Source organism: Streptosporangium sp. NPDC004379 (assembly GCF_042873875.1).
In the GTDB taxonomy this organism is placed as follows: domain Bacteria; phylum Actinomycetota; class Actinomycetes; order Streptosporangiales; family Streptosporangiaceae; genus Streptosporangium.
On sequence record NZ_JBIAMC010000007.1, the window covers coordinates 340,966 to 355,813 of the forward strand.

A 14,848-nucleotide genomic window follows, 5' to 3' on the forward strand; every position below is an offset into this window, starting at 1 on the left:
GGGGGCACCGATCACGGTCTCCCGAGGGGCGGGACAACGCCCATGCCCCGCTCGGTCGCCCCGGCTCCGGTGCTCCGAGCCGGGACGGCATCGGTGCTCCGGGCCGCCGGGCCGGGCCGGCGCCGGGTCGGCTCATCGGCCCGGAACATGGGCTTCGAGGTTCGGCTTCCGGCGGTGACGTGCCATCGGCCCGGTGGTCGAGCCCCGGAAGCCAGGCTGACCCCCGAAGGTGGTCAGCCTGGCCCCGGAGACTCAGCGGCGGTAGCCGGCCATCCGCTCCAGGCGGGCGACGCGGTCGGCGGTGGGCGGGTGGGTGGAGAACAGGCGGCCGATGCCCGCCCCCCTGAACGGGTTGGCGATCATCAGGTGGGAGGCCGAGGCGATGCGGCCGTTCTCCGGGAGCGGCAACTGGCGGGCACCCATCTCGATCTTCCGCAGGGCCGAGGCGAGGGCCAGCGGGTCGCCGGTGAGCCGGGCGCCGGACTCGTCGGCCTGGTACTCCCGGGAGCGGGACACAGCCATCTGGATCATCCCGGCGGCGACCGGGCCGAGCACCATCATCAACAGCGCGCCGACGAAGCCGGGGCCCTCGTCGTCGTCCCCGCCGCCGAAGAACATACCGACGTAACCGAGATAGGTGATCACGGTGGCCAGCGCGGCGGCCACCGAGGAGATCAGGATGTCGCGGTTGTAGACGTGGGACAGTTCGTGCCCGATGACGCCGCGCAGCTCCCGCTCGTCGAGGAGCCGGGTGATGCCGTAGGTCACGCAGACTGCGGCGTTGCGGGGGTTGCGGCCGGTCGCGAAGGCGTTGGGCTGCATCGTCGGCGAGACGTACAGCCGTGGCATGGGCTGACGGGCCTCGGTGGAGAGCTGACGCACGATGCGATAGAGGGCCGGCTGCTCGACCTCGCTCACCGGGCGGGCGCGCATCGCCGACAGGGCGATCCGGTCGGAGAAGAAGTAGGCGAAACCGTTGGAGGCCAGCGCGATGAGAACGGCGATCTGCACGCCCGCGCCGCCCCCCAGCCAGGCGCCCACCGCGATGATGATCGCCGACAGCGTGCCGAGGAGGACCGCGGTACGCAGACCGTTGTGGCGCACTGCACCATCCTTCCGGTTGATGCGATCCGGCTGATGCCGATTCACCAGTGCCAACGTTTTCGGCCAGGTCGAACGTTCCCCTGCCAGGCCGGACGTTCCCCGAGCCGTCCAGCCGACGGTGGTGAGGCGGTCTCCGGGGAGATCCGGCCGATGGCGACGGACGGTCTGCCCGCAGGCCCGGCGAAGGCGATGGGCGTGCCCCGCACGGGCCCGGTCGACGACGATGCGGAGTCCGGAGCACTCCACCGGCGGCGGCGATGCGGGAGCCGGAGCACTCGCCCGCCCACGGCGATGCGGGAGCCGGAGCATTCACCTGCCCACGGCGACGCGAGAGCCGGAGCATTCACCTGCCCACGGCGACGCGAGAGCCGGAGCATTCACCTGCCCACGGCGACGCGAGGGCCGGAGCACTCACCCGGCGGCGACGAGCGCCTCGGGCAGAAGAGCGAGCACCGTCTGCGGGGCGACGGAGAAGAGCACGGCGACGGCGGCGGCCAGGGCGATCGCTACACCCGCCGTCACCTGTCCGGTGCGGCCCCCGTTCCCGTCGGCCGGAGCCGGGGCGGTGGGCGCGGCGGGAACGGGGGCCGGGGTGAAGATCCGTACGACCCAGGCGATGTAGTAGTACAGGCCGATCACCGTGTTGACGGCCATCACGGCGGCCAGCCAGCCCAGCCCGCCGCCGACGAGCTCCCGGAACACCACGATCTTGGCGAACAACCCGGCCAGCCCCGGCGGAAGACCCGCCAGGCAGATCACGAAGAAGGCCAGCAGCGGGCCGGCGATCCGGCTGCGGGCGGCGAACCCGCGATAGCCGTCCAGCTCCCCTGATTCACCGCGTCGCGCCGCCAGCATGACGACCGCGAAGGCGCCGAGGTTCATCACCGCGTAGAACACCAGGTAGGCGACGGAGGCGTTCATCGCCCGCTCGTCGCGGATCGCGAGGGGGGCGAGGATGTAACCCGACTGGGCGACCGACGACCAGGCGAGCAGCCGTACGGCACGGCGCTGCCGCAGGGCCAGCAGGTTTCCGGCGGTCATGGTCAGCGCCGCGACGACCGCGACCAGCGGCGCCCAGACCGGCGCCAGGCCCCGCAGGCCGCCGATCAGGACGAGGATCAGCCCGGCGAACCCCGCGGCCTTGGAAACCACGGAGAGAAGAGCCGCCACGGGGATGGGGGCGCCCTCGTAGACGTCGCCCGCCCAGGCGTGGAACGGCACCGCGGCCACCTTGAAGGCGAACCCGGCGAGCACCAGGACCGCGGCGACGGCGAGCACGGGCGGCAGGTCGTAACCGATCTGGAGCGAGGACACGTACGCTCCTCCGGCGTCGCCCGCCGTGACGGCGCCCGGCCCGGCCGCCCCCGCGCCGGAGCCGGATACGGGGCCCACCGCGGCCCCCGGCACCGCGTGCAGCGCCCGGGACAGCCGTTCGAGGTAGACGGTGCCGGTCAGGCCGTACAGCAGGGATACCCCGAAGAGCATCACGGCCGTGGAGACCACCGAGACGAGGAAGAGCTTGACGGCGGCCTCGGAACCGCGGCCGTCGTAGCGTCTGAGCGCGGTGAGGGCGAAGACCGGCAGCGAGACCAGCTCCAGCGCGATCACCAGCATGACCAGGTCACGGGAGGCGGGCAGCGCGACCGCGCCGGTCAGCGTGCAGAGCAGCAGGAAGTGCCACTCACCGGCGGGGATGTCACCGAACGACAGCTCGCTCATCGACAGCAGCACCACGATGATCCCGGCGGCCAGCGCGAGCCCGGCGAAGACCAGGGTGAAGCCGTCCACCACGAACGAGCAGGGGGGCGCGGCGCCCGCCTCCGGCACGGTGACCGGGAACGACGCGCCGGGTCCGGGGGCGGCGGCGCCCGGCAGGCCGGGGGGCACGCAGAAGGTGCGCAGCGGTCCCGTCGCCCGCACGGCCTGGGAGACCACCACGGCGAGGGCGCCGCCCACCCCGGCCAGCGTCACGATCCCGAGCAGCGGCCTGGCGTACGGCCTGCGGGGCAGGAAGACGTCCAGAAGCAGCACGAGCCCGGCGGCGAGCGCCAGGATCAGCGGCGGCGCGACGGCGTAGTAGTCGATCGGCTGGATCACGGCGCCCCCAGGAGGCTTCGGGCCACCGGGCCGATGACGTCGAGCAACGCCTTGGGCCACAGGCCGAGCAGCAGGATCAGCGCCATGAGCGGCACCCAGGCGACGAGTTCGTGGGGCTCGATGTCCCGGATGCCCCGCATGCCCCGCCGCCCGTGCTCCCCTCCGCGGCCGGCGTTGTCCACGGCCGCCGAGTCCTCTCCGTTCTCGGCGTCCGCCGGGGCTCCGGCCGTTCCCACGTCTGTCGTGCTCTCACCGCTTCCGGAGGCTCCGGCGGCCCGGGAAGCTCCGGCGGCTCCGGAAGCGCCCTCGTCCGCCGCGCTCATCTCTCTCCCCGCGTCCTCGGTGCCGGCGCGCCCCGCGTCGCCGGCGCCGCCCACGTCCGCCGGGCCGACGGCGGCCAGCACCGGGGCGTGGACGGTCTCGACGGGCCGGCCGTGGGTGACGCGGGAGAGCATGGACAGGAAGTACGCGGCGGTCAGGACGGTGCCGAGGCCGCCGAGGGCCATGAATACGAGGTAGAGGAAACGCGGCAGGCCCGCCGCCGGCCGGAACGCCCCCAGAAGGGAGAGCATCTCCCCCCAGAAGCCCGCCAGACCGGGCAGCCCCAGGGAGGCGACCGCGGCGAAGGTGAGCACGGAGCCGAGCCGGGGCAGGCGTGCCGGCATCCCGCCGCCGAGCGACGGGATCTCGGCGGTGCCGTAGCGCTCCTTGATCGAGCCGACGACGAAGAACAGCAGCGCGGTGATCAGGCCATGGGCGACGTTGCCGAACAACGCCCCGTTGAAGCCGGCCGGGGTGAGCGCGGCGAAGCCCAGGAGGACGAAGCCCATGTGGCCTATGGAGGAGTAGGCGATCATCCGTTTGAGGTCGCGCTGGGCGAGGCAGGCCAGGGAACCGTAGATGATGCCGATCACCGCGAACGCGCCCAGCCACGGGGCCAGGACGGCGGCGCCGCCGGGGAGCATCGGGATGGCGATGCGGGCGAAGCCGTACGTGCCCATCTTGAGCAGGACTCCCGCGAGGAGGACCGAGCCGACGGTGGGCGCCTCGGTGTGGGCGTCGGGCAGCCAGGTGTGCAGCGGCCACATCGGGGTCTTCACCGCGAGGCCGGCGCCGACCGCGAGGAAGGCGAGGATCTGCGCGGTACGGGACATGCCGGTTCCGTGGGCGCGGGCGAGGGCGGTCATGTCGAGGGTGCCGGTCTGCGCCCAGATGAGCAGCAGGCCCAGCAGGAGCACCACCGAGCCGAGCAGCGTGTAGAGGATGAACTTGGTGGCCGCCACCCGGCGGCGACGGCCGCCCCAGACGGCGATCACGAAGTACATCGGGATGAGGACGACCTCGAAGAACACGAAGAACAGCAGCAGGTCCAGCGCCAGAAAGGCGCCGATCATGCCCACTTCGAGGACGAGCAGCGTGAACACCAGGGCACGCGGGCGGCCGGAATGATCGGAAAGGCCGGAACGGTCGGAGCGGCCTCGGCAGAGGTAGGCGAAGCAGAGACAGGTCAGCAGCGTGGTCAGCAGGACCAGCGGCAGTGAGACGCCGTCCACGCCGAGGTGGAACCTGAGGCCCAGGCCGGGGATCCACGGCAGGTCCGTGACGAACTGCATCCGGGCCGGGTCGTCGTGGTCGAAGGCGACGGCCAGGGCGGCCGACAGCGCGAGCGTGATCCCGGACACCACCAGGCCGTACCGGGGGAACCACCGCTCCCGGGCCGTCGGACCCTGAGCCGTCGAGCCCCGGGCCGTCGAGCCCGCCGGAACGGCCAGCAGGGCCGCTCCGGCGAGTGGGATCGCGAGCAACGCGACAGGCAACCAGCTCATCTCAGCATCACCGCCCCCACCGCGAGAAGCAGGACGCCCGCGAGCAGACCGGTGACGTAGAGCTGGGCGTTGCCGTTCTGCGCCCGGCGGACCAAGCCCGCCAGTCCGGTGATCGTCCGGCCGGAACCGCGCACCGCTCCGTCCACCACGCGGCCGTCGGCACGGGCGACCACGTACGCGAGGAGCAGCGTGGGACGGACGAACACCGCGCGGTACAGCGCGTCGACGGAGAACGCCCGCTCGCAGGGTCCTCGCAGGGGGCCGAGCAGCCGGGCCGGGTCGCGCCGGGGGGCCGCGCGCCACACGGCGTGGACCGCGCCTGCGCCCAGCAGCGCGAGCGCGACGCTGAGGACGGCCGTGCCCCAGTGGATGTGGAGCACGCCGGGCAGGCCCAGGAGCAGGGCGGGAACGGCGAGGATGATGATCGGCCAGCGCATCACGGCCGGCGCCTCGTGGACGGCGGGCGGTGCGGCCTCGGAGACGGCGGACCCCGGAATGGCGGGCTCGGGGACGGCGGACCCCGAAACAGCGGACGATGCGGGCCCGGGAACGGCGATACCGGATGGGCCGGACGGTGCGGGCCCGGGAACGGCGGTATCGGGCAGACCGGAGGGGGCGTGCTCACCGAAGAACGTCCGGAGCCACGCGCGGGCGGCGTAGGCGCCGGTCACCGCGACGGTGGCGAGCGCGCAGCCGTACAGGAGGAGGGCAGCGGGGGTGGCGAGGGTGCCGGCGGACAGGGAACGCTCGACCGCCGCCAGCACCTCGTCCTTGCTGAAGAAGCCGCTGGCCGGTGGGAGACCGGCCAGGGCGGCGAACCCGATCGTCATCGCCGTGAAGGTGACGGGCAGCTCCCGGCGCAGGCCGCCCATCGCGCTCATGAGGTTGGAGCCGACCGCGTGGATCACCGCCCCCGCGCACAGGAAGAGCAGGGCCTTGAAAGCCCCGTGGGTGATCAGGTGGAAGATCGCCGCGTCACGGGAGCCGGCGGCCAGGGCCCCGGCCATGTAGGCGAGCTGACTGATGGTGGAATAGGCCAGCACCCGCTTGAGGTCGTCCTGCGCCAGGGCGGCCAGCGCGGCGCCGAGCATGCCGAGCGCGGCCATGACCGCCAGCACGTCCAGGGCGGGCCCGGCGGCCAGGAAGACCGGGTAGAGGCGGGCGACGACGAAGATGCCGGCCGCGACCATGGTGGCCGCGTGGATGAGGGCGCTGATCGGGGTCGGACCGGCCATCGCGTCGGGGAGCCAGGTGTGCAGCGGCACCTGGGCGCTCTTCCCGGCGACCCCGGCCAGCAGCAGGAGGGCGGCGGCGAGGATCGTGCCGGGAGGCAGCTCCGGGAGCCTGGCGAGGACGTCGGCGATCCGGAAGCCGCCGGCCGCCGTGCCGAGGACGAAGACGCCGAACAGGAATCCGACGTCACCGATCCTCGTGACCAGGAACGCCTTGATCGCCGCCCGCGAGTTGGCCCGGTCCTCCCACCAGTGCCCGATCAGCAGGTAGGAGCACAGGCCCATGACCTCCCAGCCGACGTAGAGGACGAGGAGGTCGGCCGCGTAGACGACCAGGAGCATGGCGCTGGTGAACAGGCTGATGAACGCGCTGTAGGAGGGGTAACGCCGGTCGCCGCGGAGGTAGCCCACGGAGTAGACCTGGACGGCGAGCGCCACCACGGTGACCAGCACCGCGATCGTCGCGGCGAGACCGTCGACGAGCAGCCCCACGGAGATCGGCGCCGAGCCCGTGTCGACGGTCACGGACGCCGTGGCGACACGGCCGGTGTCGGCCGAGCCGGTGAACCGGGAGAGCCAGTCACCTCCCCCGGCGGCCCGGCCGGTCCGTATGGAGTACGCCAGCCAGATCGTGAGCAGCGTCGAGACCGCGGTGGGCACGATCGCGATCCAGGCGGCCCTCCGGTTCGCGGCCGTGTCCGCCGCCGCTCCGCGGAGCCCCTTCGGGAAGCGGGAGCCCAGCAGGCCGATGGCCGAGGCGGCGAACGGCAGCAGGACGGCGAGGACGGCGGCGGTGCTCACGGGCCCTCACCGGACCTGGGGGAAGACGGGGACGGAGAGGTGGCCGGAGACGACGGAGGCACGGGTCTGGTGGGAGACGGAGGCCCGGTTCTGACAGGTTGGGAGCCCGGGGAGGACCCGGCGGAGGCCGGTCCGGCGGTGGGTGCGGACTCGGCGGGAGAGGCGGATCCGGCGGGGTCGTCGGCCAGGAGGCGGAGGCGGTCGAGATCGATGGTCCGGCGGTTGCGGTAGAGGGCGAGGACGATCGCCAGGCCGAGACCGACCTCCGCCGCGGCGATCACGATGACGAACAGGGTGAGGACCTGGCCGGCGTGCAGGCGGTCGCGCAGCCACACGTCGAACGCGACCAGGTTGAGGTTGACCGCGTTGAGCATGAGCTCGACGGACATCAGGACGAGGATCGTGTTGCGCCGGGCGAGCACGCCGTACACGCCGATGGAGAACAGCAGTGCCGAGACGACCGCCGGATAGACGATGTGCACGTCAGTCCCTCCCCCGGATGTCGGTGCGGGACAGCACGATGGCGCCGACCAGGGCGGCCAGCAGGAGGACGGAGAGCGCCTCGAAGGGCAGCACCCAGTTGCGGAAGACACTGGAGCCGAGCTCACCGGCCGAACCGCCGCCGGCCCGGAGAGGGGCGTAGGCGGTGCGGAAACCGTCGACCACGACGGTGACCAGGACGGCGGCCGTGGCGAGTGCGACGAGCGCGGCGGCGGGACGGTTCCCGCTGTCGAGGTCGGCCGACCTGCCGATGGGGGCGCGGGTGAGCATGATGCCGAACAGCAGCAGGACCACGATCGCGCCGACGTATATCAGCACCTGGACCCAGGCGACGAACTCCGCCGTCAGGACGAGGTAACACCCCGCGAGCGCGCCGAACGTGACGACCAGCCAGAGCGCCGCGTGGACGAGCTGCCTGGTGGTCACCACCAGCAGCGCCGCCCCGACCGCCACCGCGCCGAGCAGCAGGAAGACGATCTCCTGCCCGGTCGGTGACAGATAGGACGGCGCGTCGGTCACTTCTCCTCCTCGGACTCCTCAGCCTGGTCCGTGGCAGAAGTCTGCTCCGCCGGGCCTTCGTCCGGGGGCACACCACCCTGTTCTGTGGATGACTTTCCGGCGGGCGAGCCGCCTGTGGACGAATCGTCGCGCCCGGAACCACTCCGCGGAGGCTCTCCGGGCGGCTCTCCGGCGGGAGGCGCGTCCTTCTTCGGGAGCGCGCCCGGCGGACGGATCGACCGGACGTCCGCGCGCCGGGTCGAGGTCCTCCGTTCGGGACGGCGCGGCTCGGACGCCCCGCCCGGCTCGGAGGACGCGGACGGTCCAGACGGTCCAGACGGCCCGGAGGAAGCGGACGATCCGGAGGAAGCGCCCGGCCCGGGAAGCCCAGACGGCTCGGATGGCCCGGAGGGCCCGGGAGACGCGGACGCCTCGGACGGCGCGGGGGACGCGGCCGGCCCGGAGGGCGCCGGCGGCGTCCCGGTCGCGCCCGCTCCCGGCCGGGCCGGCCCCGCGGTGGTGCGGGGACGCGCGGGACGCGAGGAGGCCGCCAGCTCCTTGGGCGGTTCGGCGTTGGGCTCGTGGGCCGGGGGCGGCGGAACCGTCTGCACCCAGGCCGCCAGCCTGTCCTTCTCGTGGAGGAGGTTGCGGATGTCACCGTCGGCGTACTCGAACTCCGGTGACCAGAACAGCGCGTCGAACGGGCACACCTCGATGCAGATGCCGCAGTACATGCACAGCGAGAAGTCGATCGCGAACCGGTCGAGCACGTTACGGGCACGGGGCCGGCCGCCCTCAGGAGCGGGGAGGGTCTCCTTGTGCGAGTCGATGTAGATGCACCAGTCGGGGCACTCACGGGCGCAGAGCATGCAGACCGTGCAGTTCTCCTCGACCAGGGCGATCACCCCGCGGCTCCGGGCGGGCAGGTCGGGCCTGACGTCGGGGTACTGCTGGGTCACCGACCTGCTCAGCATGTGGCGAAGGGTGACGGAGAGCCCTTTCGCCAGCCCCACTCCTGGTATCCGTGCCACAACACCACATCATGACGCATGGGAGCGCGCCCGGGAATGCGGCGCCCAGCAAAGCGCCCATATCGGACACCGATCCGGCCCGGAAAGTTATCCACAGAAGTTATCCACAGACTGTGTGTTCGAGTATCGGACCCCATCCGAAGGCCGATACGGAAAGGACACCCGCGGAGACTGCGACTGACGGTGGAAATACGTATTGTTCGCGGCATGTCCCACCAGTACGGCCCCGGCCGGTACCCGCAGACGCCTCCGCGGCCCTCCACGGGATGGAGCGTGGCCTGGGCCCTGGTGCCCCTGTTCACCTTCGGGATCGGCACGCCGTTCGTCATCGGCCACGCGGCGCGCCGCCTGCGCAGCCCCGGGCTGGCCTTCGCCACCGTCCTGTACGGCATCGGCGTCGCGACGTTCATGGTCGGGGCGGGCACCTACGGCGACTCGGAGCTGATCCCCACCTGGCTGGACGCCACGATGATGGTCGGCTTCTTCGGCGCGTGGATCGGCGGCCTGGGACACGCGCTGATCATCCGGGGCACGGTGTTCCGGGGGGACGGCTCCGCGCGGCCGGTGACGCCGTACAGGACGTACGAACCGTACGGCGAGCGGTACGGGACGGCGCGCGGCGCGCGGCACGGGTCCTCGCACGAGACGACGCGTCCCTCGCGGCACGGGTCTCCGTCCGAGGCCCCGCGCCGGTCACCGCACGGATCGCACGGATCACACGGATCCCCCGCCCAGCCACCGCCCGGATCGCCGTACAAGCCGCACGAGCCGCGTGAACCGTACGAGCCGTACGAACCGTACGGGTCGCGTGAACCGTACGAGCCGTACGGGTCGCGTGAGCCGTACGAACCACACAAGCCGCGTGAACCGTACGAGCCGACTTCCCGCGGGTCGCGGTACGGCTCGCCGCCCGGCCCGTACGCGCCACCGAGGACGCCTGCGGGACCGGCGGGACCACCGGCCGGGCCGGTCCCGGCTTCGCACGGAGCGGGCCCCATGGCGCACGGGCCGGCCCCGGCGTCACACGGACCGGTCCCCGAGACGCGCGGGCCGGTCCCCGGCTCGCATCGACCGGCATCGGCACCGCACGGGACCGGCCCGGCGTCGCACGGGACCGGCCCGGCATCGCGCGGAGCGGCCTCGGCGTCGCATGGAACGGGCCCGGGGTCGCACGGAGCAGGCCCTGTGACGCCGTACGGGCCGTCGGGGTCGCACACCCCGGTCCACACCCCGGCCGCCGCCGCGCCGTACCCGACTTCCCCCGCCCCCGGCCGGGAGCCCGCCGCCCCGTGGGGGTCCCGGTCCGGCGAACCGCGGGGCGGCCGCGACCGCGAGGAGGGCCGGCTGGGGCCGTACCGGCTGATCGGCACCCTCGGCAGGGGCGGTCAGGGCACGGTCCACCTGGCGCTCACCCCCCAGGGGGAGAAGGTGGCGATCAAGGTCCTGCACGAGCACTTCACCGGCGACCCGATGGTCATGGAACGGTTCATCCGGGAGGTGGAGGCGACGCGGAGGGTGGCGACGTTCTCCACGGCCCGGGTGCTCGACGTGAACATCACCGACGACCAGGCCTACGTCGTCAGCGAGTACGTCGACGGGGTCTCCCTGGAGGAGCTGGTCCGCGAGCAGGGGCCCCGCACCGAGGACGGCCTGACCCGGCTGGCCCTGGCCACGGCCGGAGCGCTGGCCGCGATCCACCGGGCGGGCGTGGTGCACCGTGACTTCAAACCGGCCAACGTGCTGATCGGCGGGGACGGGCCGCGTGTGATCGACTTCGGCATCGCCCGCGCCCTGGACCAGGCGACGGCCACGGCCACCGGCAGCGTCATCGGAACCCCGGCCTACATGTCCCCGGAGCAGATCTCCGGCAAGCCCGTCGGCCCGGAGTCCGACGTGTTCAGCTGGGCGTCCACGATGATCTTCGCCGCCTCCGGCCGGGCGGCCTTCGGCGCGGACACCATCCCGGCGATCCTGAACCGGGTGATCACCCACCACCCCGACCTGTCCTCGCTGCCGTCGTCGCTGCGCCCGCTGGCCGCCGCCTGCCTGGACAAGCGGCCCGAGGGCCGGCCGACGGCCGCCGACATCATGCTGCGGATCGTCCACTAGCGATCACCGGACGACGGGGCGGCGGACGGTCGGAGGCCGGAGCGCGGACGGCGGGGCGGCGGACGGAGCGCGGGCGGCGGGAGGGCCGGTGACGGTCCGGTTCCGGGTCAGGGCACCGCGTCCGCGACCCGGCTCGTCAGGTCGAGATACTCCTCACGGCTCAGCGTCCGGGTCTCCAGCTCCAGCCCGTTCCGTACGGCGAAGCGGCGCGCCGCCTCCGGGTCCCAGCGTCCCGGCAGGTGGAACCGGTCGTCCCCGACGATCAGCCCGGTCGTCCCGGAGTCGGTCGAGTAGAGAAGCAGCCGGTCGGCCTCGATCTCGCGGGTCCTGCGCTCGGTCTCCAGCAGCAGCCGGTCGTGCGTCACCGCGAGCCGGCAGTGCGGCTTGCCCTGCCGCTGCAGCTCGCGGCTGTCGGCGGTCTGCCTGCGGGTCCGCCGCCTGCCGATCCCGACCAGGAAGACGGCGGCGGCGCCGGTGGCGGTCAGTCCGGCCAGCACCAGGGAGGTGATCCCGAGCGTGTCCATGCCCCGGGTGACGTCGGTGAAATTCGTCATGTTGAGGACGACGAGGGCGGCGAAGGCGGCGCCGTAGGCGAGCACCAGCCACATCAGCGCGTACAGGAGCTGCTCGCGCCACCAGACCTGCGCGGGCCCCTTGGGGGGCCGCAGGCTCCGCGGGCCGGGGACGCGCAGCCGGGGCAGGGCGGGGGGCGCCATGCGCCAGCCCACCATGCGCCACCCCGGTGACCGGCGGGCGAGCGCGACGCGGGCCTCCTCGCCGGTGGTGAACCGCCGCTCCTCGAACGTCAGGCCGTTCCGCCGGGCGAACGCCTCCAGGTAGGAGCGCGAGCGGGGACCGGGGGCCTGCATGATCACCAGGCCGGACTCGTCGAGCAGCGCCAGGCCGTACCTGGTCCTGCTCCGGCCCGGGTAGCCGAAGAACAGCAGCGTGCACACCCGGGTGCCGCCCGCGAGCGGCAGCCGTACCGGCGGGTGTTCCGGAACTTCGACGACGAGGTCGTCGTGGTCCACGGCGAGTGCGAGGGTCATCGGTTCCGTCCTATTGCCGTGCCGTCTCACATGCGGGTCCTCCCCCTGCCCAGCCTGCACGTTTTGAAATCCCGGCGGCCGTATCCGGTGGCGCGACACGTGGCCGGAACCGGCCACGGCGCCCGGGAACCGCCGGACGCACCGGGATCAGCCCGCCAGGACACGGACGATCCCGGTCAGCGTGAGCTGGACCAGCGCCAGCGGCACCAGTCCCACCCAGGCGAGTCTCTGGAGCTGGTCCTCACGCAGCCGGGGGTAGCTCACCCGGACCCAGATGACCACGAAGACCAGGGCGGCCATCTTCAGGAGCGTCCAGACGGGCCCGGGGAGCAGCGGGCCGTGCCAGCCGCCCAGGAACAGGACCGTGGTCAGCGCGGACAGCACGATGATCCCGGCGTACTCGGCCAGCATGAACAGGGCGAACCGCATGCCGGTGTACTCGGTCATCGGGCCCATGATGATCTCGGACTCGGCGATCGGCATGTCGAACGGCGGGCGGCGCAGCTCGGCGAGCCCGGCGGTGAAGAAGACGACCGCGCCGATCGCCTGCCAGGGCAGCCACCACCACCGCCACGCCTCCACGATGCCGGGCAGGGAGAGGGTCCCGGCGGCCATCGCGACACTGGAGGCGGCCAGGACCAGCGGGAGTTCGTAGGAGACGAGCTGGGCGGCCGAGCGGATGCCGCCGAGCACCGAGTACTTGTTGCCCGACGCCCAACCGGCCATGATCGAGCCGAGCACGCCGATCCCCATCACGGCGAGGACGAAGAACAGCCCGGCGTCGAGGTCCACCCCGACCAGGCCGGGCCCGACCGGGACGACCACCAGCACCACGAGGTACGGGATCAGCGCCACCGCGGGGGCCAGGGCGAACACCCGGCGGTCGGCGGCGGCCGGGACGATCTCCTCCTTCTGCGCGAACTTGACCCCGTCGGCGATCAGCTGCGCCCAGCCGTGGAAACCTCCGGCGCGCATCGGGCCCAGACGCGCCTGCATGTGGGCCATGACCTTGTGCTCGGCCTGCCCGGCGATCAGCGGGAGCACCAGGAACGCCGCCACGATCACGGCCAGCCGGACGGCGACGTCGAGCACCACGGCCATAACGCCTCCCAACGCCACGCCCCGGGGGCCGGGGCCGGGCCTCTCGCCCTGCGCGCCCGCGGGCGGGGGCGGCCGGGTCTGCGGGTCTCCCGGTCATCATGCCCCGGCGGGGCCCGCGGCACCCCCGCCGCCGCGAGAATCGCTTCCGCCGCCGGGATTCCCGGTCATCGCGACCGGCCGGTTCCCCCGGCGGACGGCCCCGTCGCGATGACCGGGGATCCCGGCGGACGTCCTCGCCGCGACCGGTCACCCCGGCACGGCCCGGCTACCGCTCCCCGGCGTCGCGGCCCCAGCCTGCGGCGGGCACGCCGGGCGGGAGCGTCTTGCGGCGGCTCGGCGATCCGTGGCCGGACTCGCCCGGCTCCTTGGCGCCGGGCCATGCCTTGGCGACCCGGGCGGCCAGTACGAAGTCCTTGCGCAGCGGGTGTCCCTCGAAGCCCTCGGGCAGCAGCAGAGGCACCAGGCCGGGGTGGTCCTCGAAGACCACGCCGAACATCTCGAAGGTCTCGCGCTCGTGCCAGTCGGCGCCCCGGAACACCCCGACCGCGCTGGGCAGGCGGGGGTCGGCGCGCGGCACCCGGGTGCGGGGCAGCAGGTGGGCGCGGGTCACGGGGTCGTAGAGGTGGGCGACCACCGAGAAGGCGTCGGGCGGCTCGTCCACGGCGGTCAGCCAGTCGAAGAACACGTAACCCCGGGTGCGGGCGAACCCCAGCAGGTCGGTCCAGTCGCCGGGCGGGACGTCGGCCGTGGTCTCGCCGAAGGACTCCGACACCTGGACGCGCTCGCCGTACCGGGCGAGGAGGGCGTCCCGCACGGGGGTCGCGGCCCGGTCGAGGGAATCGCCCCGCACGGGGGTCGCGGCCCGGTCGGGGGAGTCGCCGGGTTCCCGGCGAGCGGGTCCAGGGCGCGCGGGCGGCTCGGGGGTCGACGGCCCGGCTCCGGCCTCCGGGCGCGCGGGCGGCTCGGGGGTCGACGGCTCAGACATACCGGTCACCCAGATTCTCGGCGGCGATCTTCTCCTGGAGCATCATGATCCCGTGCAGCAGCGCCTCGGGCCGGGGCGGGCAGCCCGGGACGTAGACGTCCACCGGGATGATCTGGTCGACGCCCTTGGTGACGCAGTAGGAGTCCCAGTAGGGTCCGCCCGAGTTGGAGCACGCGCCGAAGGAGATCACGTACTTCGGGTCAGGCATCTGCTCGTACAGCCGCTTGACCGCCGGCGCCATCTTGTCGGTCACCGTGCCGGAGACGATCATCAGGTCGGCCTGGCGGGGGCCGTTGGCGAACGGGATGACCCCGAACCTGATGAAGTCGTGCCTGCTCATCGAGGTCGCGATGAACTCGATGGCGCAGCAGGCCAGACCGAAGTTGAACGCCCACAGCGAGTAGCGCCGGCCCCAGTTGAGGACGAAGCGCATGGGTTTGGGAGCCAGCCGGGAGACCGGCCCCACGGTGGGCATCGGGAGATCAGCCATGTGATGCATTCTCCCTTCCGTGCC

Annotated in this window: 11 protein-coding genes and 1 pseudogene; 1 reads left to right on the forward strand and 11 read right to left on the reverse strand. The window is 73.0% G+C overall.

The window, feature by feature from the left end; translation table 11 throughout:
• Positions 1-252: 252 nt before the first annotated feature.
• The 7 genes and pseudogenes from htpX to ACFYSC_RS18390 form a co-directional block, all read right to left on the reverse strand.
• On the reverse strand, positions 253-1,104 hold the full coding sequence (gene htpX / locus ACFYSC_RS18360) for a zinc metalloprotease HtpX (RefSeq protein ID WP_389962590.1): 852 nt from the start codon (positions 1,102-1,104) through the stop codon (positions 253-255).
• 411 nt (positions 1,105-1,515) lie between these two features.
• Positions 1,516-3,201 carry an NADH-quinone oxidoreductase subunit N gene (locus ACFYSC_RS18365; protein WP_389962593.1) on the reverse strand — a complete coding sequence of 562 codons (1,686 nt, stop codon included), beginning with the start codon at positions 3,199-3,201 and terminating at the stop codon, positions 1,516-1,518.
• Complete coding sequence (locus ACFYSC_RS18370; RefSeq protein WP_389962596.1) at positions 3,198-5,027, reverse strand: NuoM family protein; 1,830 nt, start codon at positions 5,025-5,027, stop codon at positions 3,198-3,200. The genes ACFYSC_RS18365 and ACFYSC_RS18370 overlap by 4 nt, the downstream gene beginning before the upstream one ends.
• Positions 5,024-7,060, reverse strand: a complete 2,037-nt coding sequence (locus tag ACFYSC_RS18375) for an NADH-quinone oxidoreductase subunit L (protein ID WP_389962599.1) — start codon at positions 7,058-7,060, stop codon at positions 5,024-5,026. The genes ACFYSC_RS18370 and ACFYSC_RS18375 overlap by 4 nt, the downstream gene beginning before the upstream one ends.
• 185 nt (positions 7,061-7,245) lie before the next feature.
• A pseudogene (gene nuoK / locus ACFYSC_RS18380) lies at positions 7,246-7,542 on the reverse strand (NADH-quinone oxidoreductase subunit NuoK); the annotation flags it as partial.
• A 1-nt stretch (position 7,543) separates the two neighbouring features.
• The gene (locus tag ACFYSC_RS18385; RefSeq protein ID WP_362941747.1) at positions 7,544-8,080 is read right to left on the reverse strand and encodes an NADH-quinone oxidoreductase subunit J; all 537 of its coding nucleotides are present in this window, start codon (positions 8,078-8,080) and stop codon (positions 7,544-7,546) included.
• On the reverse strand, positions 8,077-9,033 hold the full coding sequence (locus ACFYSC_RS18390) for a 4Fe-4S binding protein (RefSeq protein WP_389962602.1): 957 nt from the start codon (positions 9,031-9,033) through the stop codon (positions 8,077-8,079). Before ACFYSC_RS18390 ends, ACFYSC_RS18385 begins: the two co-directional genes overlap by 4 nt.
• Positions 9,034-9,297: 264 nt before the next feature.
• On the opposite strand from ACFYSC_RS18390, the gene ACFYSC_RS18395 reads away from it, so the two are divergent.
• Complete coding sequence (locus ACFYSC_RS18395) at positions 9,298-11,199, forward strand: protein kinase (RefSeq protein WP_389962605.1); 1,902 nt, start codon at positions 9,298-9,300, stop codon at positions 11,197-11,199.
• Between the two features lie 107 nt (positions 11,200-11,306).
• Here the strand turns inward: ACFYSC_RS18395 and ACFYSC_RS18400 are convergent, their stop codons facing one another.
• From ACFYSC_RS18400 to ACFYSC_RS18415, 4 genes are all read right to left on the reverse strand, one after another.
• Positions 11,307-12,248 (reverse strand): hypothetical protein, encoded by a 942-nt coding sequence (locus ACFYSC_RS18400; RefSeq protein ID WP_389962608.1) that lies wholly within the window; start codon positions 12,246-12,248, stop codon positions 11,307-11,309.
• Positions 12,249-12,395: 147 nt separating this feature from the next.
• Positions 12,396-13,349 carry an NADH-quinone oxidoreductase subunit NuoH gene (nuoH, locus tag ACFYSC_RS18405; protein ID WP_362941735.1) on the reverse strand — a complete coding sequence of 318 codons (954 nt, stop codon included), beginning with the start codon at positions 13,347-13,349 and terminating at the stop codon, positions 12,396-12,398.
• Positions 13,350-13,614: 265 nt separating this feature from the next.
• Positions 13,615-14,334 (reverse strand): NADH-quinone oxidoreductase subunit C, encoded by a 720-nt coding sequence (locus tag ACFYSC_RS18410; protein ID WP_389962611.1) that lies wholly within the window; start codon positions 14,332-14,334, stop codon positions 13,615-13,617.
• Positions 14,327-14,809, reverse strand: a complete 483-nt coding sequence (locus tag ACFYSC_RS18415; RefSeq protein WP_218912147.1) for an NADH-quinone oxidoreductase subunit B — start codon at positions 14,807-14,809, stop codon at positions 14,327-14,329. The genes ACFYSC_RS18410 and ACFYSC_RS18415 overlap by 8 nt, the downstream gene beginning before the upstream one ends.
• Positions 14,810-14,848 lie beyond the last annotated feature (39 nt).

Excerpts from the sequence above, each read along its gene's own strand:
- ACFYSC_RS18390 (WP_389962602.1), bottom strand. The coding sequence starts at position 9,033 with ATGCTGAGCAGGTCGGTGACCCAGCAGTACCCCGACGTCAGGCCCGAC.
- ACFYSC_RS18410 (WP_389962611.1), bottom strand. The coding sequence starts at position 14,334 with ATGTCTGAGCCGTCGACCCCCGAGCCGCCCGCGCGCCCGGAGGCCGGA.
- ACFYSC_RS18395 (WP_389962605.1), top strand. The coding sequence starts at position 9,298 with ATGTCCCACCAGTACGGCCCCGGCCGGTACCCGCAGACGCCTCCGCGG.
- ACFYSC_RS18370 (WP_389962596.1), bottom strand. The coding sequence starts at position 5,027 with ATGAGCTGGTTGCCTGTCGCGTTGCTCGCGATCCCACTCGCCGGAGCG.
- ACFYSC_RS18415 (WP_218912147.1), bottom strand. The coding sequence starts at position 14,809 with ATGCCCACCGTGGGGCCGGTCTCCCGGCTGGCTCCCAAACCCATGCGC.
- nuoH (WP_362941735.1), bottom strand. The coding sequence starts at position 13,349 with ATGGCCGTGGTGCTCGACGTCGCCGTCCGGCTGGCCGTGATCGTGGCG.
- ACFYSC_RS18400 (WP_389962608.1), bottom strand. The coding sequence starts at position 12,248 with ATGACCCTCGCACTCGCCGTGGACCACGACGACCTCGTCGTCGAAGTT.